Origin of the sequence: Marinomonas arctica, assembly GCF_003259225.1 — a bacterium.
Taxonomy (GTDB): Bacteria; Pseudomonadota; Gammaproteobacteria; order Pseudomonadales; family Marinomonadaceae; genus Marinomonas; species Marinomonas arctica.
Window position 1 is genome coordinate 1 of sequence record NZ_QHJF01000031.1, and the last position, 24,005, is coordinate 24,005.

General features: G+C 45.8%; 22 protein-coding genes. 9 read left to right on the forward strand and 13 right to left on the reverse strand.

Annotation, left to right across the window (positions count from 1 at the left end; all coding sequences use genetic code 11):
• Window positions 1-235: 235 nt before the first annotated feature.
• On the reverse strand, window positions 236-2,620 hold the full coding sequence (locus DK187_RS17025) for a bifunctional acetate--CoA ligase family protein/GNAT family N-acetyltransferase (RefSeq protein WP_111608538.1): 2,385 nt from the start codon (window positions 2,618-2,620) through the stop codon (window positions 236-238).
• 165 nt (window positions 2,621-2,785) lie between these two features.
• Between DK187_RS17025 and DK187_RS17030 the strand changes: the two genes are divergently transcribed.
• Window positions 2,786-3,709, forward strand: coding sequence for a histone deacetylase family protein (locus DK187_RS17030; RefSeq protein ID WP_111608539.1), 924 nt, complete (start codon window positions 2,786-2,788; stop codon window positions 3,707-3,709).
• On the opposite strand, the gene hxpB is transcribed toward DK187_RS17030, so the two are convergent.
• From hxpB to DK187_RS17070, 8 genes are all read right to left on the reverse strand, one after another.
• Window positions 3,706-4,371: a hexitol phosphatase HxpB gene (gene hxpB, locus DK187_RS17035; RefSeq protein WP_188322948.1), complete on the reverse strand. Its 666-nt coding sequence runs from the start codon at window positions 4,369-4,371 to the stop codon at window positions 3,706-3,708. The two genes, DK187_RS17030 and hxpB, sit on opposite strands and share 4 nt — an antisense overlap.
• Window positions 4,372-4,399: 28 nt before the next feature.
• Window positions 4,400-5,521: a sulfate/molybdate ABC transporter ATP-binding protein gene (locus tag DK187_RS17040; RefSeq protein WP_111608540.1), complete on the reverse strand. Its 1,122-nt coding sequence runs from the start codon at window positions 5,519-5,521 to the stop codon at window positions 4,400-4,402.
• Complete coding sequence (cysW, locus tag DK187_RS17045; protein ID WP_111608541.1) at window positions 5,518-6,399, reverse strand: sulfate ABC transporter permease subunit CysW; 882 nt, start codon at window positions 6,397-6,399, stop codon at window positions 5,518-5,520. Before cysW ends, DK187_RS17040 begins: the two co-directional genes overlap by 4 nt.
• 9 nt (window positions 6,400-6,408) lie before the next feature.
• Window positions 6,409-7,269, reverse strand: a complete 861-nt coding sequence (cysT, locus tag DK187_RS17050) for a sulfate/thiosulfate ABC transporter permease CysT (protein ID WP_111608542.1) — start codon at window positions 7,267-7,269, stop codon at window positions 6,409-6,411.
• A gap of 106 nt (window positions 7,270-7,375) precedes the next feature.
• Window positions 7,376-8,389: a thiosulfate ABC transporter substrate-binding protein CysP gene (gene cysP, locus DK187_RS17055; protein ID WP_111608543.1), complete on the reverse strand. Its 1,014-nt coding sequence runs from the start codon at window positions 8,387-8,389 to the stop codon at window positions 7,376-7,378.
• A 114-nt stretch (window positions 8,390-8,503) separates the two neighbouring features.
• Entirely contained in the window at window positions 8,504-8,815 is a 312-nt protein-coding gene (locus DK187_RS17060) for a cupin domain-containing protein (RefSeq protein WP_111608544.1), read from the reverse strand.
• Window positions 8,816-8,988: 173 nt separating this feature from the next.
• Window positions 8,989-9,276: a type II toxin-antitoxin system RelE/ParE family toxin gene (locus DK187_RS17065; RefSeq protein ID WP_111608545.1), complete on the reverse strand. Its 288-nt coding sequence runs from the start codon at window positions 9,274-9,276 to the stop codon at window positions 8,989-8,991.
• Entirely contained in the window at window positions 9,273-9,554 is a 282-nt protein-coding gene (locus DK187_RS17070; RefSeq protein ID WP_162623547.1) for a type II toxin-antitoxin system Phd/YefM family antitoxin, read from the reverse strand. The genes DK187_RS17065 and DK187_RS17070 overlap by 4 nt, the downstream gene beginning before the upstream one ends.
• A gap of 177 nt (window positions 9,555-9,731) precedes the next feature.
• Here DK187_RS17070 and DK187_RS17075 point away from each other — a divergent pair, with 177 nt between their 5' ends.
• The 6 genes from DK187_RS17075 (at window position 9,732) to ltrA (ending at window position 15,557) form a co-directional block, all read left to right on the forward strand.
• Window positions 9,732-9,962, forward strand: coding sequence for a Trp family transcriptional regulator (locus DK187_RS17075; protein WP_111608547.1), 231 nt, complete (start codon window positions 9,732-9,734; stop codon window positions 9,960-9,962).
• The gene (locus tag DK187_RS17080; RefSeq protein WP_111608548.1) at window positions 9,959-11,383 is read left to right on the forward strand and encodes an anthranilate synthase component I family protein; all 1,425 of its coding nucleotides are present in this window, start codon (window positions 9,959-9,961) and stop codon (window positions 11,381-11,383) included. Before DK187_RS17075 ends, DK187_RS17080 begins: the two co-directional genes overlap by 4 nt.
• A gap of 11 nt (window positions 11,384-11,394) precedes the next feature.
• A complete protein-coding gene (locus tag DK187_RS17085; protein ID WP_111608549.1) occupies window positions 11,395-12,057 on the forward strand; it encodes an anthranilate synthase component II in 663 nt (220 codons plus the stop codon).
• 173 nt (window positions 12,058-12,230) lie between these two features.
• On the forward strand, window positions 12,231-12,764 hold the full coding sequence (gene dhiA, locus DK187_RS17090) for a type II toxin-antitoxin system antitoxin DhiA (protein ID WP_111608550.1): 534 nt from the start codon (window positions 12,231-12,233) through the stop codon (window positions 12,762-12,764).
• A 141-nt stretch (window positions 12,765-12,905) separates the two neighbouring features.
• The gene (locus DK187_RS17095) at window positions 12,906-13,208 is read left to right on the forward strand and encodes a helix-turn-helix domain-containing protein (RefSeq protein WP_111608551.1); all 303 of its coding nucleotides are present in this window, start codon (window positions 12,906-12,908) and stop codon (window positions 13,206-13,208) included.
• Window positions 13,209-14,222: 1,014 nt separating this feature from the next.
• Window positions 14,223-15,557, forward strand: a complete 1,335-nt coding sequence (gene ltrA / locus DK187_RS17105) for a group II intron reverse transcriptase/maturase (RefSeq protein WP_111608553.1) — start codon at window positions 14,223-14,225, stop codon at window positions 15,555-15,557.
• A 102-nt stretch (window positions 15,558-15,659) separates the two neighbouring features.
• Here the strand turns inward: ltrA and DK187_RS17110 are convergent, their stop codons facing one another.
• Window positions 15,660-17,282 carry a methyl-accepting chemotaxis protein gene (locus tag DK187_RS17110; RefSeq protein ID WP_111608554.1) on the reverse strand — a complete coding sequence of 541 codons (1,623 nt, stop codon included), beginning with the start codon at window positions 17,280-17,282 and terminating at the stop codon, window positions 15,660-15,662.
• A 328-nt stretch (window positions 17,283-17,610) separates the two neighbouring features.
• Between DK187_RS17110 and DK187_RS17115 the strand changes: the two genes are divergently transcribed.
• On the forward strand, window positions 17,611-18,765 hold the full coding sequence (locus DK187_RS17115) for an amidohydrolase (RefSeq protein ID WP_111608602.1): 1,155 nt from the start codon (window positions 17,611-17,613) through the stop codon (window positions 18,763-18,765).
• 2 nt (window positions 18,766-18,767) lie between these two features.
• Complete coding sequence (locus DK187_RS17120; RefSeq protein WP_111608555.1) at window positions 18,768-19,286, forward strand: GNAT family N-acetyltransferase; 519 nt, start codon at window positions 18,768-18,770, stop codon at window positions 19,284-19,286.
• Window positions 19,287-19,307: 21 nt separating this feature from the next.
• On the opposite strand, the gene DK187_RS17125 is transcribed toward DK187_RS17120, so the two are convergent.
• From DK187_RS17125 to DK187_RS17135, 3 genes are all read right to left on the reverse strand, one after another.
• Window positions 19,308-20,480, reverse strand: coding sequence for an ATP-binding protein (locus DK187_RS17125; RefSeq protein ID WP_111608556.1), 1,173 nt, complete (start codon window positions 20,478-20,480; stop codon window positions 19,308-19,310).
• A 149-nt stretch (window positions 20,481-20,629) separates the two neighbouring features.
• The gene (locus tag DK187_RS17130; protein WP_111608557.1) at window positions 20,630-22,339 is read right to left on the reverse strand and encodes a SulP family inorganic anion transporter; all 1,710 of its coding nucleotides are present in this window, start codon (window positions 22,337-22,339) and stop codon (window positions 20,630-20,632) included.
• A gap of 12 nt (window positions 22,340-22,351) precedes the next feature.
• Window positions 22,352-23,947: a bifunctional protein tyrosine phosphatase family protein/NAD(P)/FAD-dependent oxidoreductase gene (locus tag DK187_RS17135; RefSeq protein ID WP_111608558.1), complete on the reverse strand. Its 1,596-nt coding sequence runs from the start codon at window positions 23,945-23,947 to the stop codon at window positions 22,352-22,354.
• Window positions 23,948-24,005 lie beyond the last annotated feature (58 nt).

Genomic DNA, 24,005 nt, shown 5'->3' on the forward strand with positions numbered 1-24,005 from the left:
CCTGTCTATTTATAATAACAAATGAGGCGACAACTATCCTGACACAGGGGGGTACTTTGAAAGGCTGAGTAATACGGTTAAACCAGACTGTTTGTGGCAAGCTAGTTTTCATTTTGATAGTGAAAGAGATGAAATATGGGAGAATCTTGAAGGGATAGTAGATGATGTTTCACGAATGAAGTTATTTAAAATTTCCGACTTTATACTTTAAAATGAGAAATCATATACGGTTTAGCTACTCTATATCTTTAAATAGCTTGGGCGTCAGTTTAATACTGGCGACCATTTGGCCGAAATCGTCTGGATCTCGCTGGATGGTGAACCCCAAATGGCGACAGAATTCTATCATGCGTTTGTTTTCGGCAAGGACGATGCCCTTCATCACTCGAATTCCCTTATCCGCGGCGACTTGCATGAGTCGTCGCATGAGATACGACGCCAAGCCTAAGCCTTGGAATGCGTCCCCTAATACCACCGCAAACTCGCAACTTTGATCATCAAAGTTATCTATATATCGTGCGGTGCCAATGAGTAAATCCTGTCCGTCCCGCTGAATCACCGCGAGTAAAGCCATTTCTCGATCATAGTCGATGTGGGAAAGGCTGGCGAGCATGCGAGGGGTCAATTCCTCGATGTTGGAGATAAAACGAAAATAGCGTGTTTCATGGGACATGCTGCGGACAAAATCGGCCAAAATCCCCGAATCTCTGGGTAGAACTGGCCTAACAGTCGCGATCTCATCGTTTTTTAATACTCGCTCCGATACCCATTGTCTTGGGTAAGGGTGAATCGCAAGATGTTCATATCGGCGCCAATTTTTACTAAGACGAAGGTTGGCCGTCACGTCAGCGTAAACACTGCCACTGTCGTGAAGTCGCACATCGGCGAGCTCTAAGCTTTCGATTTCGGGTAATTCACACACCATGGTGGATAAGTTGCGCAGTAGACTTTCTAGCTCAAAGGATTCTTCGCCGGGAAAGGCGCGCTGTATCAAGTCTTTTGCCAAAATGGTATTAAGCGGCGGCAAGGCGACAGCTTCGGCTTGTTTGTGTTGTTGAGCGCCTTCTAACGACAAACCAATGGCGGGGCCAAATACGTTATCTTGAAAAACGCGTAAATGAATAGGGGCAGATAACTGATTCGACGCTTGACGACGAGTAATTAGTCGAATATGAAACAGCTCAAAAATGTCTCTTAATGCGTCCGCATGAGGTGTTTTTTCCCCTTTTTTAAACAACTGATTGAGGGTTTTTGTTGCCTCGGAGACGTCGATTTTAAAGCGAAACGCATGGCTATCGGGGGACTGTTTTGCGAGCAATTGGTTGCGCTGGAACTGTACTAAGAACTGAAAGCCTTCAATGGCGGTTTCGGGGGTTCTAAACGTTGGAATGCCCGCTTCATTAATGCGTGTGCGCATGTTGGTCATACCGCCACCGCCAAGCAAACAGACCATGACGAGTTTTTTCTGTGTTCGATGCAATTTAATGATGAGGTCGTAGAGGGAATCAATGTCGATCAGTGCGGTTGGGCTGAGTGTCAGTAATACCGCACCGCACTCATCACTTTGTAAGGCATTCGCAGCAAGATCGATAAACAGATCCGTTGCACAACTTGCCCAAACCGTAGTCACCGGGCCAATGTCACCACGACCCGCCATAGTGGCTTCTAATGTGTCGTGTAGTTCGTCTGCTGGCGTCAGTAGATCAATGCCCAATTCCATCGCTCTTTGGGCGGCCAGTTCACCAGGGCCTGCACCGTTACCGATAATCAACAATGAGCCTTCTTTGACGCGACGAGCGTTGGTCATCACCGAAGCGGCCGCAATCAAATCATTCAAACGTCGACCCCGTACTGCCCCCGTTCGACTGAGCGCGGCGTCGAGAACTCGCTCATCGGCACCGACGGAATGTTCAGTGACAACGGCAACGGGTTTGCTTCGCCCAGTGGCGCGTAAGCTACTGAGAAAGCGTGTTGGGCGACCAATTTTTTGCAGATACATCAAGATCGCCTGACTGTCGAAATCATTGGATAAATAATCCAACACTTGCGATGGCATCACATCAATGGGCGTGCCCATGGACACCACTTGGGAAAAGCCAATACCTTGCCACGTGGCCCAATCCACTAAGGCACTGGCAACCGTACCTGATTGTGACATCAGAGCTAATTTGCCGGTGAGGGGTTGTGTTAAGCCAAGCCAGGCGAACACGCCTTGTTTGGGGCGACAAATGCCAAAGCTATTTGGGCCAAGCAAGCGTACATTGTGTTGACGCAACGCGGGTATCAGCTTGTCTGCATTTTCTTCTGTCCAAGACAGCATTAAAAGCGAGTGAATGCCTGCTGCACCGCAATCCGCAATGATGTTTTCCATCGCTGTGTTCGGATAAGTGCCTGCTAATACGGCGAGATCTGGACAGGTATTTAATGCGCTAAGCGCCGTAAAATGATCAAAGCTGAAGGGGAAGTCTGGCTTGACACCGACTAGGCTAACAGGACAAGTTTTGTGTGTGTTCTCAAGAGATTGTAATAGCGCCAGCATGAGCGGATCGTGTCCATTCTCGCCCGTGAGCACGACCATGGATCTTGGGGCGAGTAGGGATTGCAAAGCATGTTGGCTCACTTGGTCTTCTCCAGAAACTCAATAAACGTATTATGACAGTAGCACAGTCTTCATCTGTATGAATGGTAGACCATGGTAGGATAGACTGTTTTGATGTTTTTGTGGCTTGATATAAGGCACAGTGAGAGCAAATAATCGCAAAAAATAATAATCCAGAGACTTCCAATGACAACGGCTTACATCACACACACTTATTGCGACCGGCACGATATGGGAGAAGATCACCCAGAGTCGCCTCTGCGGCTTGGGGCGATTCAAAATCGCTTGATCATGGGGCAGTTGATGGACTTTATCCGTCGTATAGAAGCGGATCTGGCGACCCGCGATCAACTGATTGCCACGCATGATACCGCGTACGTGGATTCTATTTTTGCGCGCGCGCCAGCAGAAGGCCATGTCGAATTAGAGCCTGAAACCATCATGATGCCTCATACTTTGGATGCGGCCCTGTTTGCGGCAGGGTCTGTTGTGAAAGCGGTTGATTTGGTCATGACTGGAGAAATGGACAATGCGTTTTGTGCCATTCGTCCACCAGGGCACCACGCAGAATACGATAAAGCCATGGGTTTTTGTTTGTTTAACAATATTGCTGTTGGTGCTCGCCATGCCATTAATCGCTATGGTTTGGCGCGTGTGGCGATTATTGATTTTGATGTGCATCACGGCAATGGTACAGAGGACATTTTTAAAGCCGATCCGACAGTACTTTATGCGTCTAGCTATCAACACCCGTTTTATCCCTACAGCGATCCGGGCGCTTCTTACGATAATATTCTCCATATGCCTTTGGCGGCTGGATCTGGTAGTGAGGCTTTTCAAGCCATTATCAGTGAGCAATTACTGCCCGCACTTGAAGCATTTAAACCTCAGCTCATTATGATTTCAGCGGGGTTTGACGCTCATAAAGAAGACCCGATGGGACAACTAAGATTAAGCGAGTCAGACTTTACTTGGATTACCGATCGTTTGATGGAAGTAGCAGATCGTCACTGTGGTGGGAAAGTGGTGTCGGTATTAGAGGGCGGTTACAACATAGACGCCCTAGGCCGCGCTGCGTTTTGTCATATAAAAAGCTTAATGAGACTTTAGGGCTGACTCAAAAGCGCATTGCCTATGTGATGATTGAACTCGGATAAACTTCTGAGTTTGTGCGGTGCGAGATCAAACTTGTCATGATCAAATTCGTTTGCATGCGGTACGGCAATGGCTTTAATGCCAGCGGCCAAGGCGGCTTTTATACCGCCAAGTGAGTCCTCAAACGCAATGCACTGATGAGCTTCAGTGCCAAGCTTTTTCAGTGTTAGTTGGTAAACATCAGGAGCAGGTTTGCCTCGATTTACTTCGTCAGCTGAGCTGTAAGCCATAAAATAGTCAGCAATATTAAGACGGTGTAATACGCTAGGAATGATGTCTTTTGGAGAATTGGTGGCAAGGCCAATTTTTACCTTGGCTTGTTGTAGTGAGCTGAGTACATCATGAACGCCCTGCATGGCTTTTCCTTGCGTTTCGATCAAGTATTTGACTCGCTCGACGACACGATTTTCGACGTCCTCAAGAGACGCACCAAGCCAAGGCTGTTTCGCGTACCAAAATTCGGTTACTTCCCTCGTTGTCATGGCCGCTGTCATCTCGGTCAAATCCGTCGTCACTTCAACCCCAACCGACGAAAATACATCGTATTCCGCTTGCTTCCAAAAAGGCTCGGAATCAATCAGTAATCCATCCATGTCAAAAATCACGGCTTGTATCATCGTCTGCTGCTCTTGTGGTTACGGCGAATTAAACTTTGCTTGCTTCCCAATTCAATAGCACTGGTTGTTGCGCGTCATGGGCGAAAAAGTAAGCGGCTTTTGGGGAGACGTATAAAGTTTGGCCTTTTTCGAAGCAGTTTTTGTCAAATGCTTTGTGAGGTAGGTCGATTTCCCAAACGTCGTTGCTTTGCCAATCAATCGGAGTGAGTTCGAGGCGAACTTCGGCACCAATTGGGTTGATGGCAATCAAGCGTAATGGCAAGTTGGCTTGCGCTGTGGGTTCTTTTGAGACAAAGAACTCATGGGAGCGAATATATAGCTGACCGTCTTTCTGTTCTGTGCTTTCTTGTTCAATAACAGAGTGTGGCAAGACAATACTGGCTTGTTGGTTATGCCATTTGCCGTTTGCCACTTTGCCTTCAAAGACATTGGCGTTACCAAGGAAGTCGAAGACAAATCGGCTGTTTGGTGAGGCGTAAAGGGCACCCGGTTGGTCGATTTGTTCAATGTGTCCGTTGCTCATCACTACAACGCGGTCTGATAATTCTAACGCTTCCTCTTGGTCATGGGTAACGAATACGCTAGTAAAACCAAGCTCATCGTGTAAACCACGCAACCAACGACGCAGCTCTTTACGGACTTTGGCATCCAAGGCACCAAAAGGTTCGTCTAGCAGCAAGACTTCTGGTTGCGTCGCTAAAGCACGTGCCAAGGCAATACGTTGTTTTTGACCACCAGAAAGCTGTGACGGAAAACGGCTTGCAAGGTGCTCAAGCTGAACCATTTCCAACAAATGTTGGACGCGTTTTTGGATTTCAGTTGCGCTTGGTCGCTCTTTACGGGGTAAGACTTCTAAGCCGAATGCCACGTTGTCAGCCACTGTCATGTGGCGGAACAAGGCGTAGTTTTGAAACACAAATCCCACACGGCGGTCACGCACGTGCAAGTTCGTGACATCTCGATCACCGAATTGAATGCGACCCGTATCTGCGCCTTCAAGCCCTGCGATAATGCGTAATAGGGTGGTTTTTCCTGAACCAGACGGACCAAGCAAACCAATCATTTCCCCTTCGTTGATATCCAATGACAAAGGAGACAAGGCTTGAAAGTGGCCAAATTTTTTGGAGATGTTTTCAATAAGGATGCTCATGCTGTTGTCTTTTTCTCTTTGTCGGATTCAAGTTTCATACTGCGTTCCAGACGCCATTCGATGAAGGCTTTAAGCAGCAAGGTGAGTAAAGCAAGTAAGGCCAGTAGGGACGCGCTGGCAAAGGCCGCGGCGGCTTGATAGTCCTCGTACTGTGCTTGCACTAATAAAGGTAAGGTATTGGTTTCGCCACGAATATTACCTGATACGACGGAGACCGCGCCAAATTCACCCACGGCACGAGCATTGGTCAGGATAACGCCATAAATCAGCGCCCATTTAATATTAGGTAACGTGACTCGGCGGAATAATTGCCAGCCTGAAGCTCCAAGAATCACAGCGGCTTCTTCGTCTTCTCGACCTTGTTGTTGCATTAAAGGGATCAATTCACGGGCCACAAAAGGGCAGGTGACAAAAATAGTCACCATGACAATACCTGGCCACGCAAACATCAGCTGAATATCATGGTCGTAAAGCCAAGAACCAATCCAGCCGTTGTTGCCATACAACAAAAGATAAAGTAGACCCGCGACCACAGGAGACACCGCAAAGGGAATATCCATTAAGGTCATGAGCAGTTTACGACCGGGGAATTCAAAACGGGTCACAGCCCATGCCAGCATGACACCAAAGACTAAGTTAATGGGTACGGTAAGAGCGGCAACCAGCAGTGTTAAACCGATGGCGTGTAAGGTATCGGCTTCAAGCAAACTGCTAAAATAATGCGCAGCGCCTTCCATAAAGGCTTGTTGAAAAATACTGATTAACGGCACCACCAGTAGTATGGCAGTTAGCAACAGCGTTAAACCAATCAACAACCATTTTACCCAAGGGTTATCGCCGACTCTCAGTTGGCTAGAGGTGTTTTTCGTAGATGACATAATCTCTTCCTAACTGCGTCCATGAAGGCGACGTAAATAACGTGCCTGCCAAATATTAATGGCGAACAAGAGAATCAGCGACGCCATCAGTACAACAGACGCAATGGCGCTGGCTGCTGGGAAGTCGAACTCTTGTAAACTGACGAAAATCATTAAAGACGTAATTTCACTGACATACGGCATGTTACCAGCAATAAAAATGACCGCACCGAATTCGCCTAAGCTGCGCGTAAAAGACAGGGCGATCCCCGTCATTAAAGCCGGCCATAAAGCAGGGAAAATCACGCGACGAAACACCGACCAATCGGACGCGCCTAACGTCATTCCTGCTTCTTCCTCTTCTGGGGACAATTCTTCCAAAACCGGCTGAACGGTTCGAACCACAAATGGAATACTGGTAAAGGCCATAGCAAGCACAATACCCCAAGGCGTGTAAGCCACCTTGATGCCTAGACTTTCAAGTATCTCACCGTACCAACCATTTTGCGCGTACAAGGTTGCCAAGGTGATGCCCGCCACGGCGGTTGGCAACGCAAAGGGTAAATCAACTAACGCGTCTAAAATGCGGCGTCCTGGGAAATCATAACGGACTAAAACCCAAGCCAGTAAGAGACCAAAAAAACCATTAAAAATAGACGCCAAAGCGGCGGCCCACAGGGTCACTTTATAACTGGCTACCACGCGCTCATCAGTGATCACTTGCCAATATCTGTCCCAGCCCATATCGACAGACTGCATCACAAGCCCTGCCATGGGCAATAGAAGAATCAAACTAATGAACAGCAAAGAAGTTCCCAAACTTAAACTCAGTCCGGGTAAGACGCGTTTGTGACGAGGTCGTGTGTCGGCCGCGCTTAAATGTGTTGCCATGTCTTATGGTCTCATTAACAGTGTTGCAATAAATGCGCTAGTAGATCTAGAGACAGAAAAGCCGGACACGCGAGCGTATCCGGCTAGTTTGTTATCTCTTCTGATATTAGCGACGCTGAAGTTGGTCTAGTTTACCACCATTTGCAAAGATGTCTTTAGTTGCTTGTGGCCAGCCACCGGCAATACTTTCGACGGTTAACAAATCCACTTCAGGAAATGTGTCTGCGAATTCTTTTTTCACAACATCGTTGTGTATGCGGTAATTAAAACCCGCTAATAAACGCTGAGATGCTTCGCTGTACAAATAGTTTAGGTACTCACGAGAAACGTCTTCTGTACCATTCTTTTTCACGTTTTTCTCAACCACGGCGACTGGGAACTCCGCTAATATAGAGGTCTTTGGTACAACCACTTCGTAGTTATCTACGCCGTACTGGTTACGAATATTGTTTACTTCAGATTCGAAGGTAATCAACACATCACCGATACCACGCTCAACGAAAGTGGTGGTTGCGCCGCGGCCACCGGTGTCAAACACGGAAACGTTTTTCAGGAAAGTACTGAGGAAATCGTCTACTTTCGCTTCGTTGTCTTTGCCGAAGGTTTTTTGTGCGTAACCCTGAGCCGCTAGAAAAGTATAGCGGCCGTTGCCAGAGGTTTTAGGGTTTGGGAACACCAACGCCACATCTTTTGCCGCTAAATCGCCCCAGTTTTGAATGTTTTTAGGGTTACCTTTGCGCACAAGAAACGCAATGGTGGAATAGTAAGGCGAACTTGCGTTAGGGAACTGTTCTTTCCAGTCTGCTGGAATCAACTTGCCCTTATCGTGCAACACTTGCACGTCGGTGACTTGGTTAAATGTCACTATGTCGGCAGATAAACCATTCATGATGGCATTGGCTTGTTTTGAAGAGCCAGCATGAGACTGTTTGATTTCAATCGTTTTGCCGGTTTTCTCTAACCAATGTTGCTCAAAGGTTGGGTTGTAAGCAGCGAATAATTCACGAGCAATGTCATAAGACGTGTTCAGAATGGTCTGATCTGCCGCTGACGCTTGTACGGCGCCACTCAGCAATAATGTACCAATAATAGATTTTAAAAAGCGTGGCTTAGATTTCATAGTGACCTCATCTGGGAAGCTTAATATTTCATTAAGAGTGAGGTTACTTAAAAGATTTAGTTATTACAATGTCTTTAAATAAACTTTTTTGGAATATAGATAAAGCGTTTTTCATTACACACTGCCTTCTTTCTCAATCACCAATATGCGCGCCTCACTAATAGGGTGCGCAACGTGTTCTGTGCCAATGGCCGCGTAGAAAATATCGCCTACCGTCATCAACTGAATATGTTCTTTGCCATCGACTCGATAATGCATATGCACCTCGCCATCTAATACCACAAACACTTCTTCACCATCATTGATGTGCCATTTATAAGGCTTATCCGTCCAATGCAAACGCGTTGTGACCCCGTTCATATTGGCAATGTCCAACGCGCCCCAAGCGCGGTCGGCAGTGAAGTCTTTGGCTTTGATGAATGTCATTGTTTTACACCTAAATGATAGAGATTCCAGAACGTTAAAATGTGATTGCAGGTATGACAAGACCCCCCGTAAAGAGCAAGTTGAAGCTTTTGCTCGTTTTTTTGAAGAGCACCAAGACAAGGCTAGGCTAAAGGAAGAGTTAGATCAGATTTCTAAACTCTAATCGACTAGGGTTATAAATCACTTTCTGTGAGCATCTGTCGGCAGTTTCGTACGGTTAATATTCGAATCTCGGTACTTATAGTATAGATGACTCGATAGTTACCAAAAATGAGTTCACGGAGGTTTGCTTTTTGTAGTTCTGGTACGATTCGTCCCATTTCAGGCTGGCGGCTGAGTAGGTCTGTTTTATCGAATAGGTCGTTTACCCATTTTTCTGCTGCGTTAGGATTATCTAGAGCGATAAAATCGGCAGCATGCCCAAGCTTTTCCATAGCGAGAGGTGACCAACTTACTTTCATTTTTTCAAGCGTCCTAAGATTTGCTTTCTTGCTTCCTGATTCGAAATGCCTAATCCTTCGGCAAACTGTGATTCAGCGGTGCGTATTTCTTCGAGTAATTCTATTTTTTCTTGCATGGCTTCGTATTCAGCCACATCGAGCATGACAGCGACACCTTTGCCACGTTGCGTGATGAGCAAAGGGCGGCGAGTTTCGTTAATTTGTTTAATGAATGACGTCACACCAGAACGAAATTCTGATAACGGTTGTATGTCTTGATCTAAATTTATACGGCTCATGCGAAATCTCATTTGTACGTTTATTTGTACAAAATATAGAGCAATAATTGCTTATTAACAAGTTGAAGTGTTCTTTGAGGCGCCTAAATAATAGTTCATTTCTATCTTGCTTCTCTTCTTTGAAATCTATATTGTACTAGTACATGAATACAAACCTTCTTGTGAGAGTTGAATCCTATGAAGGACTTGGTCCAGTTTTTAAGCGAAGTAGATGATAAATTGGTGTTGGAGAAGCGTCTAAAGGTGCTACTGACTCCGAATGAGATTAATGAAATGGTGAGCCGTTTGAAGATCATTGCTTTGTTAGATGAAGGCGTGCCACAGCGAGACATTGCGAAACAATTAGGGGTTGGGATTGCCACTGTGACTCGTGGTTCCCGAGCATTGAAGGAATTAAAAGAGATATGAGTTCATACAACAAAAAGCCGCAGCGCATTACGCTGCCGCGTAAACCTAAGTACATCACCATCAGTTCTGCCTGCGATTTTTTCGATCTGTTTAAAAAGGTTGAGAAGCGCTTTGATAATTGTTTTATGTTGGAATCCCTTGGTGAAGAGAGCTTCATTTCCCGCCATTCGATCATTGGCTTTGACCCTGAAAAATTGATCTGGGCCGAAGGCAAGCAGTTGTTTATCCAAGAACGTGACGGCAGCACGGAATCGTTTGAATCCGACAATCCGTACTATTTGCTGCGTGATATCGTGCCGCAGAATATTTTGTCGCGGGGCTTTGCGGGTGGTTTAACGGGTTATATCGGTTACGATAGTATGAATTACTTTGAGCCGACCTTGGATTTGCAATCGAGCGAAATGTTCGACGCGTTTCGTTTTGGTTTGTACAAAGATGGCCTGATTTTGGACAAGATGACAGGCGAAGTTTTTTACTTCTACTATGAAGACGAGTCTGGTGACGCAAACCGTGTGGGTTTGGTGAACGCCATGATGGCAGAACCAACGCCTGCAAATGGTCCCTTTGTGGTCACACCAGCGGGTGAGTCCATGAGCAAAGCGGATCATGCGAATGCAGTCGCTAAGGTGAAGCAAGACATCATTGAAGGTAAGATCTTCCAGTGTGAAGTGGGCTTTAAAAAATGGTTCGATATGGAAGGCGATACCATCAACTTGTACGAGCAATTGCGCGAAGTGAACCCATCACCGCAAATGTATTACATCAAGTTTGGTGAGCAAAAAGTCATCGGCGCGAGTCCAGAATTGTTATTCCGTGTGCGCCAAGGCGAAATGGAAACCTTCCCATTAGCAGGGACGGCGAAGCGTGGTAAAGACGCGGCAGAAGATACGGCCTTTGCCCGTGCTTTGTTGAACGATCCGAAAGAAATCGCCGAACACAATATGATTGTTGATCTACATCGTAACGACATCGGCCGTGTGGCGCGCTTCGGTACAGTGAAAGTGCGCAGCTTGATGGATATTAAGCGTTTTAGCCATGTTCAGCACATTTCCAGTGAGATTGTCGGCATCATGGCGGAAGATCACGACATGTTCTCTGCCTTGGCGAGCAACTTCCCTGCAGGAACTTTGACGGGCGCGCCAAAAATCGAAGCGATGAAGATCATCGACGATTTGGAAAACGACGGTCGCGGTCCTTACGGCGGTGCGGTTGGTCAGTTCTCTTTCAATGGCGATTGTATGTTTGCGATTCCGATTCGTACCGTGTTTGCCAATGGCAACAAAGCCTATGTGCAAACCTGTGGCGGCAACGTGTATGATTCCAATGCCGAAGACGAATACGAAGAAATTCAACGCAAATTTGCTGGCACTAAACGCGTGTTAGACAGTTTCGCCCCAGCCAACACACAAGACAAAGCGTAAGGGAAGCCGACATGAAAGTGTATATTATCGACAACTACGATTCCTTCACGTACAACCTGTATCAGTTTATTGGTGAAGTATTAGAAACCGAAAAAAGCCGTGGTGAAATCGACGCCTTTGAGGTGATTGTTAAACGTAACGACGAGGTGACCTTAGACGATATTCGTGCCGCTGCACCAGATCGCATTATTATCTCCCCAGGGCCAGGTTCCCCAGACGACAAGGCTTACTTTGGCGTGTGTGCAGACGTGATATTAGAATTTGGCAAAACCATTCCATTGTTGGGTGTTTGCTTGGGAATGCAGGGTATTTGTCACGTATTTGGTGGCAGAGTGGTGAAAGCACCTTTGCCGATGCACGGCAAAACCAGCCCGATCACCCACAATAGTGAAGGTATTTTTCATGACATTCCTGACCAGCTGGAAGTCATGCGCTATCACTCGCTTATTGCCGAAGCAGAAAGCTTCCCTGACGTGCTAGAAGTCACCGCGTCCGTTGGCGAGTTAAAACAAGCCGACTTCAAGGACCTCGCGACGATTCATAAAGGCGGCAAGTTTGAGCTGATGGGCGTGCGTCACAAAGAATACCCGATTCAAGGCATTCAATTTCATCCAGAATCCTTTGCAACAGAAGGCGGAAAAGACCTGATCAAAAACTTCTTGTTTCAGGTTTGATGAGTTCGAAAAGACTCGACTCTTGAAGTAATCGAAAAGCAGCACTCAGTGATGGGCGCTGCTTTTTTTTAGTCCACAAAATATGCTTGTCTCTTTTGAGAGACTTACCTATAGTTTATGCAGATGTGGAATAAAGCTGTGAAGGGTCAGAATCCTGGGAAGCTGGAGGATGTATGTTAAAAATTATCGATGTGGATTGGGTTAAAGATCACACCTTAGCATTAACCTTTAGTGACGGATTTGAGGGTGAGGCAGACTTGTCAGATTACTTTTTAAAGCAGCCATTTGCTAACGTGAAAGATTTTAAACGCTTTGTTTTAACCTCAGACGGCGCTTTGAACTGGAATGGCAATGAACTTACCGCCACTACACTAAGAGGCTCGACAAAAGGTGCTTATCAGGTACCCGTCTTGCGGTTTGATGTTGAGCAAATGGAAGAGGTGATCAAGCAGGCTTCATGGGACTCTATGAAAGAAGGTCGCCCAGATATTTTGCAAGCCGCTATTCGTTCCTATGTTGAGTTATTTGGGCATGGTGTTGTGATCGCAAGAGCGGGTATTAAAAGCCGAACCAGTGCTTATCGATCTCTGAAACCTGAAACCAAACCTAACTTTGCCACCTTGGTACAACTCGCTCATGCGGTGATTGAAATTGCTAAAGAGAGAGTTGGGGAATCGGTGCCAAACTCTGTTACTGTTTCACATTAGTGTGTTGGTTTCGATCATTTCTGCTCTTAAATGAAAAAATAAACAGTGCTCATTGATGAGCGCTGTTTTTTTTGAATTTAAATTATAGGTTTAAGCCTATAATTTATTAAAATGGCTAACTTATAAAAATCGAGGTGAATAATGGCTAGAACACTTGATAAGTTAATTTCAGATCAGAAGCCTGAAATAGTAAAAAATGCTCGTAAAAAGGCGGATGACATGGTGCTTGGCATTCACCTAGCCCAATTACGCGAACGTATGAAAGTCACTCAAGAAGATATAGCGAAAACGCTGGGCGTGAAGCAACCAACGATTGCGGGAATGGAGCGCAAGGGTCGTGATGTGAAGTTATCTACCTTGAAACGTTATGTTGAAGGTGCTGGTGGCAAATTAACAGTGAATGTGGAATTGCCAGATGGTAGCCACTATGGGTTTAATTTATAGGACGTGTAATGAGTAAAAAAGCTAAATTAGCTCCCTTTTTCGTTTGACTGACAAACAGTGTGTTGTTTGTGTTTCGACTTGATTTTAAATGGTGTTCAATTCGAGCCTGTTAATATAAAGGTGAGATTTTATATTATGGGTTTGTTTATGCCGTCACTTTTGACTGTTTTGTAGTTAGTTGAAAAGTGTAAAAGTTTTCTCTGGGTGAGTCGCTATTTTCGTTAAGTGATAAGGAGGGGATGGTTCGCTGAATGGGGTGGTTTTGGTAGAAAGAAGCGGGAGTGGTAAATTTAAGGTAATAAAAAACCACCCGAAGGTGGTTTTTTGTTTGCCCAGCGAAGCTGGCAAACCCGTCAGGTTGAAAGAAACCTGTCTCACCCCGACTGGGGGGAAGAGAATCCGAATCGCAAGGGCGTTGCTGGCCAACGGCAGGGTCTGAAGGAAGCGATAGGAAGTTAACAGTACACAACGCAAGTGAACCTGCTTCGGCAGTCTAGGTGGGTAAGCGTGCAAAATAGCGCAAAGCCCGATACTCAGTCAGACCTAGGCTGTGTTTGAGGGTGGCATTGTTAACAGGGCGTCAGAGCAGTAACTGGGGAAGCCTGGCATCGAATCCGATCTAGAGTTGGAAGCATACATTCGAGGTGTGAGCCAAGGTGTATGTTGGTGTGAGGTGGCAGATGAATCCGTAGTAGTGAGTAAGGCTCGGCCAATGAAGCCCAGTAATGGTGTGGAGGAGAAAACTGAGCTGACCAACAGCATGACGTTTGTTGGGGCATCGTTTAGTCAAAAGCCAATCGATGTTGCGAAGGGAGGAAGTAAGCTTTAAGTCTGTGATGAGCAGATGTTTTTTTTTAGTGGTACACGAACTGATAAATCATTGGGGTCTTCCTGCGTGGTGATCTGTGGAAGCAGAAAACTGGAGTTGGAAACCGTACGAGGGAGTAGATCTGATACCGTTTAGTAAATTGCCATTGCGCTAGAAGGCTAAACCTCAGAGCGAAATAGACCAACATGAAGAAGAAACATTTTGCCTCCACACAGCGCACAACCCAAGAGAAGAAGTATCGAGTGTATTACAGCGTGTATGGTCACTTGCTGAGTAAGGAGAGACTGTACAAAGGCTTCAAAAAGGTGTGGAAAGCGAAAGGCGCGGCTGGCATAGATAAGCAGAGCCTGAGTGACTTCGCCTCGAAGTTGAGTGATGAACTGGATCAACTTCTTCTTGAACTGAAAACCAAGCAATACAAACCTCATCCTGTCAGACGGGTAGAAATCCCCAAAGCGGAGGGTGGAGTGCGATTGCTTGGGATCCCGACCGTTCGGGATCGAGTCGTTCAACAAACCCTAACCGACCTCCTTACGCCCATCTTTGAAGAGCAGTTCCATCCCTCTAGTTTTGGCTATCGACCAAAGCGAAGCTGTCATGATGCGATCAACAAAGCCACGATGTTTATGCGCCGTTATAGCCTAAACCATGTGGTGGATATGGATCTATCAAAGTGCTTTGATCGACTGGATCATGGCTTAATTTTAAAAAGTCTGAGAAAGCGAATCACAGACGGCAGTGTGTTGAAGCTGATAGAACAGTTCCTAAAAAGTGGCGTAATGGTTGGTACGGATTGGCAAGAAACAGAGCAAGGTAGTCCGCAAGGAGGGGTGATCAGCCCCTTGATAGCAAACGTGTACTTGGACGAATTTGACCAACAAATGCGTCAACGAGGCCATCGAATCGTGCGCTATGCGGATGACATCTTGATTCTGTGTCGTAGCCGAGTGGGTGCAGAGAATGCACGAGCACAGGCAACGATCATCTTGGAGAAACAGCTTAAGCTCAAAGTGAACGAAGAAAAGACGCACCTTACGCACAGTCGTGAGGGGGTGAAGTTTTTAGGAGTGGAAATCGGAAATCGATATACCCGAATCCAAACCAAGAAACTGGACTTGTTCAAACAACGGCTTAAGCAGTTGACCAAACGCAATGGTGGAAAACCGTTGAGTGAGGTTATTAAACAGCTGAATCCGCTATTAAGGGGGTTTAGTCAGTACTTCAGGATTGCCAATGCGAGTGGGGAATTCAAGAGAATCGCACAATGGTTGAGGAGACGACTGCGTAGTATCCAGCTAAAATTATGGAAAAAACCAAAACGGCTGCATCGTAGGCTCAAACAACTGAGTTATAAGCCGCCGTTTAAGTATATATCTATGACCAGTTGGAGAAATGCAGCGAGTCCATTAGCGAGCCACGCGATGCCAAACAAATGGTTCGACGAACTAAGATTGGTGAATCTTGAAGAAGTGAAAACGGGGTATGTGTTCAGTGTTTATACTGAATGGAAGTTTGCATGAGCCGTATACGAGGCCCGTACGTACGGTTCTGTGAGAGGGATGAGGCGGTAACGCCTCCCCCTACTCGATATATCAAAATAAGCGCTGTGACATTAAACCAGATTAAGCAAAACGAAATTTTTTGATTTGATCGCTCAAGGCGTCAGTCATGTCAGTGATCATTTTACTGCTCTGCGACACTTGACGTGAGTCTTCCAAAACTTTTTCTGAGACGGTTCGGATTCCCATTAAACTGTGGTTTATTTCTTCTGCCACAGCACCTTGTTGCTCTGCGGCTGAGGCGATTTGCATACTGCGGCCTGAAACATCATCAATTTGTTCTAAGATAGTTTTTAGGTTTTCAACCGCGATGCCTAAGCTATCGGCTCCTTGGCCTGCTTGCTGAGTACTGGCAGACATGGAGGAGGAAGCCGCTTTTGATTGTTCTTGCAGCTTTTCAATGATGGCTCGAATTTCAACCGTTGATCCTTGAGTGCGGCTAGCAAGAGTACGAACTTCATCGGCAACAACGGCAAAGCCACGTCCGGTTTCGCCCGCACGAGCCGCTTCAATGGCGGCGTTCAGCGCTAATAAATTGGTTTGTTCTGAAATGGCGCCAATCACACCGAGCACAGAGTCAATGTCGTTTGTTTGTGCGAGTAATTGGTTAATGACTTCGTTGGCACTGATCATTTTTTGCGTCAAATCTTGAATATTGTTGTTGGTTGTATTGATGTCATGATTGCTTTTTTGAGTTGTGTTATGCGCTGACTGAGACAGGTCGGCCGTATCTTTAGCGTGTTGAGCCACTTGATTAATCGACTGAGACATTTCATTCATAGCAGAAGAAAGTTGCTCAACTTCGAGGAATTGTTGATTCATGCCTTGTTGCGTGTGCATAGAGCTACTGTGCATGGTGACACAAACTGTTTGCAGTTCTACAATGGCATGTGCCACTCTTGTTAATGTGGTGTTTAGCGATGCAGAGACGGTATTGGCAGCGCTGGCCAGTAAGCCAATTTCATCGCCACGGGCCAAATTCAGCTGCTTGGTCATATCGCCTTCTGCAATGTGCTGCAGATGGGTGGTCACCAGTTTTAGTGGGCGAGTAATGTTTCTTACTGTTACCACACTCAATATTAAGGCAAGTAGAATTAAGCTTGATTCAATGACCGCAGATTGAGTAAAGGTCGACCAAAAATCCGCCTTTACATCACTGTAAAAAACACCGCTACCAATCAGCCAGCCCCAAGGTTGATAGCCTTTCACATAAGAGACTTTCTCTTCAGGTGTCGTCACATTGGGACCTAGGTAGGCATATTCCACATAGCCTTCGTTCTGCTTTTTAACCACATCAACCATGGCTTGCCACTGATGCTTACCATTGGGGTCGGTCACGTTCTTCATGCTCTTGCCGTTTAATTCGGGTTTTAAAGGGTGCATGACTAAGTTTGTGTCCATGTCATTTACCCAAAAGTATCCATCGTCACCAAAGCGCAATGCCGATAAGGCTGCTAGAGCTTGTTTTTTGGCTTCTTCTTCACCTAGGACCGGGGCTTGTGTTGCATAGTAGACGAGCAATGAATGGGCGTTACTTACTTGTTCTTTAACTTGCAGTTTACGATTGTTGAGTTGCTCCTTATACAAACCGCTATATGCGATACCTTCAAATACAATCAGAAGAGCCACCAGCGTGCTGATCAATATCCACAATTTCTGACTTACTTTAAGATTGGTAAGAGTCATATTGTTTCATCCTAGTCATATGTTTTTGAATTACATGGGGATTCAAGCAAGATATTAGCCAAGGTGTGTGACTGGCTGATGAAAAATGAATACTGAGTTAAATGGCTTGTTTGAACCTTACTTTTTATGATTTGCAAACTCTTGACATCTATATCGCAGCAGTAAAAATGCTTCTCAATGCCTTGTTTTAGTGCGTGATGACATTTGTGGTTTTATGGCGCATTATTATTCAATGCTTTATGCTCATCGGGATAGTTTCGACTTATTCATCCTGATTTACCTATTTTTATTTGCCCATTTTTACTTATCTACTTTCAAAGGCCCAACCATGCAATCTGTTGATGAGTTAATCGCGTTACGTAAAACCCTTCATCAGAACCCTGAGCTATCTAATCAAGAGCAAGCCACGGCCGTTCGTATTTTTAATGAGTTTCAAGCTTTCTCGCCAGATGAAGTTATTACCGATCTCGGCGGAACGGGGCTGGCGTTTGTCTTCAATGGGGCTGAAAGTGGACCGACGACTTTGATTCGTAGTGAGCTCGATGCACTGCCCATCCAAGAAACCAACAGTTTTGCACATCGCTCACAAGTGAAAGGTGTTTCTCATAAATGCGGTCACGATGGACATATGAGTATCGTAACGGCGTTGGGTGCGGAGTTGGCGAAACATCGTCCTAAGAAGGGACGTGTTGTGCTGTGTTTTCAACCAGCAGAAGAAACCGGTATGGGCGCGATTCAAGTCGTAAACGATGCGCATTTTGCGGCTCTCATTCCAGATTATGCTTTTGCTCTGCATAATTACCCCGGCTTAGAGCTGGGTAAAGTAGCTGTGCGAGCAGGGACGTTTAATTGTGCGTCTCGGGGCATGATTATTCATTTAAAAGGTAAAACTTCCCACGCGGCGCATCCGGAAAATGGTGTCAGTCCTGCCAATGCCATGTGCCAAATTATCCAAGAGCTAAACTCACTGCCAGCAAAGATTCCGCATCAAGCAGGCGTTGGTCGAAACTGGGTAACGGTTATCCACGCCAAATTAGGCGAAATTGCCTTTGGTACAGCACCTGGCGATGCGGTGGTCATGGTGACGTTGCGCAGTGAAAGTAATGAAGGTATGCAAACTCTGGTAGAGGAAGCCGAGCGCTTTTCTCATGCCGTGGCAAAGAGTGAAAACCTAAGCATTTCGTTTGAATACGATGATGTGTTTCAAGCCAGCGTGAACTCTCAGCAAGGTTGTGATTTAGTCGTCTGTGCTTGTGAAAATACGCAAACGCCTTTTGTATTATTGGATGAACCGATGCGTTGGTCAGAAGACTTTGGTCAGTTTACCGCGACAGCAAAAGAAGGCGCCATGTTTGCCTTAGGCGCTGGGCAAGCAAGCCCGCAATTGCACAACCCTGACTACGACTTTCCTGATGGTTTGATTCCCGTGGGTCGAGATCTATTTTTGGATATTATTCATAAAATAAATGGTTTGGAGGTTTGAGCATGATTGTGTTTCGACCGGCTGCTTTAGAAGAACTTGCCGATGTGAAAGCGTTGCTTTGGGATCAAGGTCCAAACGAATGGAATTATTTAACCGAAGAAGGTGTTGATGCTGAGTTTGAGCTGATTGAGCAAGGCTCTGCGACGGCTATGGTGGCGGTTGATTCTCTTGGTGCTGACAGTAGTCAAATTATAGGCTTCGCTATTTTGATGGATGGAAACGTTAGCCCTGATTATTTAGCTAAGTATTATGCTTTAGGTGACATTTGTTATATTGGTGATGTTGTGGTTTCTAGTGCATATTCTGGTCAAGGTATTGCTACGAAATTGCTTGAGTGCTGTATAGAAAAGTCCAAAGAAAAGCGAGCTGGTGTTGTATTAATTGAGCGACACGAAGAGAACTTAGCCTCTGCTGGCATGATGAGAAAAGCCGGTTTCCAAGTTGTTGACACCTTTTCTGATCCAGGCAAACGATCCGCAGGCTCAAGAAAAACAGCTATTCTTGGTTATAAAATACCTTGAAGTGCGCTTGTCTCTTTAGTTTTACCTCATTATTCGTAAGATAAATTCGTTGAACAAAGGAACAGTGAAGGCTGTATCTCCATGGTTTGGAGCCCAAACCATGCCTTTTTTAATCAAGCTATTTCTTACCGGTGCAACATCTGATGATTTTTTCTTCATTAAGTCGGCAATGTCTCCAGAGCGATGCGGTCCCGCACCTAGTGTAGCCATGGCATGAATGTACTGTTTTTCGTTTGGCGTGAGCCTATCGAATCGCACCCTGAAGAAACTTTCATCCATTGCCGCAATGGTTAATTCAGTTGCTGCTAGCACATCATTTTTTGTGATTGGGCTCTGTTTAGCGACATCCCATGTATGGCTTCCCCATTCTTGGATGAAGTATGGGTAACCTTTTGTTCTGTTAATGATTTCTATAACCGCATCTTCTTCATAGTCAACTTTTTCTGCTTTTGCAGGTTCAACAATAGCCTCTGTTGCTGATGAGTCATCAAGCGCGCCAACTTCAGGGTAGTTAAATAATCGTTCTGCGTAGGATTTGGAGTTGCCAGCTAGACCACGAAGTTGGGGTAATCCCGCACCGACTAATGTAACGGGAAGTTTTAATTGTGCGCAGCGATGTAGAGCAGTAATAAGTGCGGCAAATTGTTCTTGTTTGACATATTGAAGTTCATCGATAAACAGGACTAAAGCCGTACCTGCGTCTTTGGCTGTTTTGCCAACTTCTATCATTAATGCAGTCAAGTCCGCTTCTAAATCACCATTGTCTGCAAGACCCGCTTCTGGATCATGATCAAATCCAACTTCAATATCTGAGTAAGTTATTTTTAATGATTTCGCAAATCCTGCCAGCGCTTTAAGTGCTCGTATTGCCGCATCCTTTGATTTTTCTAAACGGCTCAATTTTAGTAATGCTAGTCTTAATTGCGGACTGATTAGAGCCGGAAGCGATCTATTTTCTGGAGCTTCAATAAAAATAATATGAGAGCCGCCAATTTCGGCGTCTCTAGACATTTGCTCAAGTAAAACGGTTTTTCCTACGCCTCTAAGTCCGACAAGTAACATACTTTTTGCAGGTTTGCCGCGCATGATTCTTGTTATGGTGATGTTTAGGCTATTTCTTAATTCATCTCTGCCTGCTAGTTCATAAGGAGGTGTTCCAGCGCCAGGAGAATATGGATTAGTGATAGGATCCATTATATATACCTAGTTTATAAAAGTTATCAAATTATACTAACTCTTGTAATTTTGTTATTCAATTTATATTTTAAGCTTCAAATCTGAGCCTTATTATCAGGTTGAGAGATCCGCAGATAGGAGTATTTCTGAACTATTACGTAATACGTCTACGCTTGTGTAATATCTTGATACGCTTGGAATTGCGATAAATACACTTTGCCATTGAGGTGTTGTAAGAATCCGCTGCATTCCAAATGATCCATCACTGGGCCTTTTACTTCTGAAAGCGAGAGTTTGATGTCCAGACTTTTTAGTTGTAAGTTCAGCGCTTCAAGCATTTCTAAGGCGCTGAAATCAATTTCATTCACGGCACTGCATTGGATAACCACATGATTAATGTCTTTGCGTTGGCTAATGGTGTCAATGATGTGATCTTCCAAAAAGGTCGCGTTGGCAAAGAACAGGCTTTCGTCTGGTCGCAAACAAAGCAGCTGAGGTGAGGTTTCTACCTCATAGCGTTTTACGTTACGAAAGTGCTCTGAACCCTTGATTAAGCCAACTTCGGCCACGTGCGGTTTGGATGTGCGATACAAATGCAAGGCAATGGACAGCGCTACGCCAGAAGCTACGCCCACTTCCACCCCTAGCAACAAAGTAATCACAATAGTCGCGAGCACGGCATAGAAATCACTGCGAGAAAACAGCCAGGTTTTTTTCAAGATAGAGAAATCGATCAGGGTTGTGACGGCCACAATGATGGTTGCCGCGAGTGTGGCTTTGGGTAAAAAGTACAGCATGGGCGTTAAGAATAAAGACGCAATCATAATGCCGAGCGCTGTCATGATGCTGGCAAGTTGAGTCACCGCGCCGGCATCGAAGTTGACCACGGAACGAGAGAATCCCCCTGTCACTGGAAAACCACCAGACACACCTGATGCGATGTTGGCCGCACCTAAACCAATGAGTTCTTGGTTAGGTTTGACTTTTTCACGTCGTTTAGCGCCTAACGTTTTGCCAACCGAAATGGACTCGACGTAGCCAATGATCGAAATCATCAACGCAGGCAAAGCCAGTGCTTTGATCAATTCCAGCGATGGCAGGGTGAATACCAAATTCGGTAACCCAGCCGGAATGTGGCCTGTAATGGCGACGCCATGGGATTGCAGATCATACAGATAGACAACCGCAAGGCTAGACAGCACGCCAAGAATCGGTGCGGTTTTCGCCAATGATGCCGCGGATGCTTCGGGAACCTTTAGCATGATCAAAAAGCGTTTCGCGTGACGACGAGCCAACAGCAAAAAGGCGATCACAGAAACGCCAATCACAAAGGTCATGGGTTTAAATTGACCGATGTTTTCCAGCATAGACAGCAATTGCGTAACAACATTATCACCATGGGCTTGGATGCCCAGAATGTGCTTTAACTGGCTGAGCGCAATGATGATTCCTGAAGCGGAAATAAAGCCAGAAATCACGGAGTGAGACAGCAGGTTAGTGACCATGCCGAGCTTCATGACGCCCATAATAATCAACATGGCGCCAGACAATAGTGCGAGAGTGATCGCGCCCGTTAAATAGCTAGCCGTGCCTTGTTCAGCAATCACCGCCAGTGATGTCGCCGTCATGAGTGACGCCACAGCAACTGGGCCAACGGAAAGAGAAGTGCTGGTGCCAAATAAGGCGTACAAAACCAAAGGCAAGATACTGGAGTATAAGCCCACTTCTGGTGGTACCCCGGCCAACATGGCATAAGCCAGTGACTGAGGAATCAGCAACATGGTGACGATAAACGCCGCCGTGGCATCTTGGCTAAACTGTCCACGGTGATAGGTCTTTAGCCAAGACAGAGCGGGAATGAAACGTTCAATAATCATCGTGAACTCTCGTTATTTACGCATGGTTGGTTTAACAAACCATTCATAGCCTTTCAGCATGCCGTGCCAGTAGAAAGGAGGTAGCAAGTCTTCTTTCAGCACCCAAGCGAGATAGGTCGGTTTGGTACCATCGTTAAGCCATTTTGGAAAGGTGGGTAATAGCTTTCCCCCGTAACCAAATTCCGCCAAGACAATCTTGCCGCGTTCAACGGTAAGCGGGCAGGAACCGTAGCCGTCGTAGATGGCTCTTATCGTATTTCCGTCCATAGCATCGACAATGTTTTGCGCGACCACAGGCGCTTGAGCGCGAGCAGCGGCCATGGTTTTAGCATTTGGCGTATTGGATACATCGCCTAATGACCAGATGTTTTTGAACTGGGTGTGTTGCAAGGTTTCTTTGTCTACATCGACCCAACCCGCTGCGTCGACCAATGGACTATTGCGGATAAAGTCTGGTGCTGTTTGTGGTGGGCAAACATGCAGCATCTCGAACTCGGTCTCCACGATAGTTTTCTCACCATCTTTGTCTGTAGTGGCAAAATAGGCGCGTTTATTTGGACCGTCCACTTTGACTAGGTTGTGAGTGAAGTGAGTATTCACTTGGTACTTTTGAATATAACTTTCTAGCGAGGGAACATAATTGGCAACGCCAAATAATACTGCACCAGCGTTGTAAAACGAGACATGGATGTCTTTCAGTTTGTCGTTCTTTAGCCAATGATCACAAGACAAATACATGGCTTTTTGTGGCGCGCCTGCGCATTTGATCGGCATGGGCGGTTGGCTGAATACGGCTTTACCGCCGTTTAGGTTTTTCACCAATTCCCATGTGTAAGGTGCCAAGTCGTAACGATAGTTCGAGGTCACGCCGTTGCGGCCTAATGTCGCGGATAAACCTTCAATGGCGTCCCAGTTAAGCTTGATGCCGGCCGCGACGACTAAGTACTGATAAGCGATTTTTTGGCCGTTTTCGAGCACGACGTGGTTTTCATCTGGCAAGAACGCTTTTACCGCTTCTTTCAGCCATTTTGTATGGGCTGGAATCACATCCGCCATGTTACGGCGTGTACTGGCCGCTTTAAAAACACCACCGCCAACCAATGTCCAACCGGGTTGATAAAAATGACTTTCAGCTGGATCAATCAAACAAATTTTCAAGCTAGGTTTGCGTTTTAATAAACTGGCGGCGGTGGCAATCCCCGCTGAGCCTGCACCGACTACGACCACATCGTATTGGGCTGTTGCTTTGTTGTCTTGAGCAATAGACGCTGTTTCAGGAGAAGACTCTTGCGCCGCTTGCCAAATTTGGCTTGAGCGATTACCTGTGCGGCAATAAGCATGGACATTTTCATCACTTTTTAAGGCCAATCTGAATGCCTCTACATCGGATGGCTGCATTTGCCCGCCAGCAAACGGAATGTGTTCGGTTTTGATGTTTTTCGTTTTTGCGTAAGCGGCAACATCGGCAAAAGACAGTTGACCTTCTTCTTCGTCATCTGGTCGATTACAAATAATTAAAGTGACACCGGATTCTGCTAAAGCGTCTACATCGTCTAAGCGGATTTGCTCAGAAACGGAATAGTTGTCTGTTATTATTTTGCGTAACATGGTGGTTCTCTCTTTTATCATGTCACCGACTAACGTGAGGTGACTTATTGTTTTTGTT

Excerpts from the sequence above, each read along its gene's own strand:
- DK187_RS17030 (WP_111608539.1), top strand. The coding sequence starts at position 2,786 with ATGACAACGGCTTACATCACACACACTTATTGCGACCGGCACGATATG.
- hxpB (WP_188322948.1), bottom strand. The coding sequence starts at position 4,371 with ATGATACAAGCCGTGATTTTTGACATGGATGGATTACTGATTGATTCC.
- DK187_RS17040 (WP_111608540.1), bottom strand. The coding sequence starts at position 5,521 with ATGAGCATCCTTATTGAAAACATCTCCAAAAAATTTGGCCACTTTCAA.
- cysW (WP_111608541.1), bottom strand. The coding sequence starts at position 6,399 with ATGTCATCTACGAAAAACACCTCTAGCCAACTGAGAGTCGGCGATAAC.
- cysT (WP_111608542.1), bottom strand. The coding sequence starts at position 7,269 with ATGGCAACACATTTAAGCGCGGCCGACACACGACCTCGTCACAAACGC.
- cysP (WP_111608543.1), bottom strand. The coding sequence starts at position 8,389 with ATGAAATCTAAGCCACGCTTTTTAAAATCTATTATTGGTACATTATTG.
- DK187_RS17060 (WP_111608544.1), bottom strand. The coding sequence starts at position 8,815 with ATGACATTCATCAAAGCCAAAGACTTCACTGCCGACCGCGCTTGGGGC.
- DK187_RS17065 (WP_111608545.1), bottom strand. The coding sequence starts at position 9,276 with ATGAAAGTAAGTTGGTCACCTCTCGCTATGGAAAAGCTTGGGCATGCT.
- DK187_RS17070 (WP_162623547.1), bottom strand. The coding sequence starts at position 9,554 with ATGAGCCGTATAAATTTAGATCAAGACATACAACCGTTATCAGAATTT.
- DK187_RS17075 (WP_111608547.1), top strand. The coding sequence starts at position 9,732 with ATGAAGGACTTGGTCCAGTTTTTAAGCGAAGTAGATGATAAATTGGTG.
- DK187_RS17080 (WP_111608548.1), top strand. The coding sequence starts at position 9,959 with ATGAGTTCATACAACAAAAAGCCGCAGCGCATTACGCTGCCGCGTAAA.
- DK187_RS17085 (WP_111608549.1), top strand. The coding sequence starts at position 11,395 with ATGAAAGTGTATATTATCGACAACTACGATTCCTTCACGTACAACCTG.
- dhiA (WP_111608550.1), top strand. The coding sequence starts at position 12,231 with ATGTTAAAAATTATCGATGTGGATTGGGTTAAAGATCACACCTTAGCA.
- DK187_RS17095 (WP_111608551.1), top strand. The coding sequence starts at position 12,906 with ATGGCTAGAACACTTGATAAGTTAATTTCAGATCAGAAGCCTGAAATA.
- ltrA (WP_111608553.1), top strand. The coding sequence starts at position 14,223 with ATGAAGAAGAAACATTTTGCCTCCACACAGCGCACAACCCAAGAGAAG.
- DK187_RS17110 (WP_111608554.1), bottom strand. The coding sequence starts at position 17,282 with ATGACTCTTACCAATCTTAAAGTAAGTCAGAAATTGTGGATATTGATC.
- DK187_RS17115 (WP_111608602.1), top strand. The coding sequence starts at position 17,611 with ATGCAATCTGTTGATGAGTTAATCGCGTTACGTAAAACCCTTCATCAG.
- DK187_RS17120 (WP_111608555.1), top strand. The coding sequence starts at position 18,768 with ATGATTGTGTTTCGACCGGCTGCTTTAGAAGAACTTGCCGATGTGAAA.
- DK187_RS17125 (WP_111608556.1), bottom strand. The coding sequence starts at position 20,480 with ATGGATCCTATCACTAATCCATATTCTCCTGGCGCTGGAACACCTCCT.
- DK187_RS17130 (WP_111608557.1), bottom strand. The coding sequence starts at position 22,339 with ATGATTATTGAACGTTTCATTCCCGCTCTGTCTTGGCTAAAGACCTAT.
- DK187_RS17135 (WP_111608558.1), bottom strand. The coding sequence starts at position 23,947 with ATGTTACGCAAAATAATAACAGACAACTATTCCGTTTCTGAGCAAATC.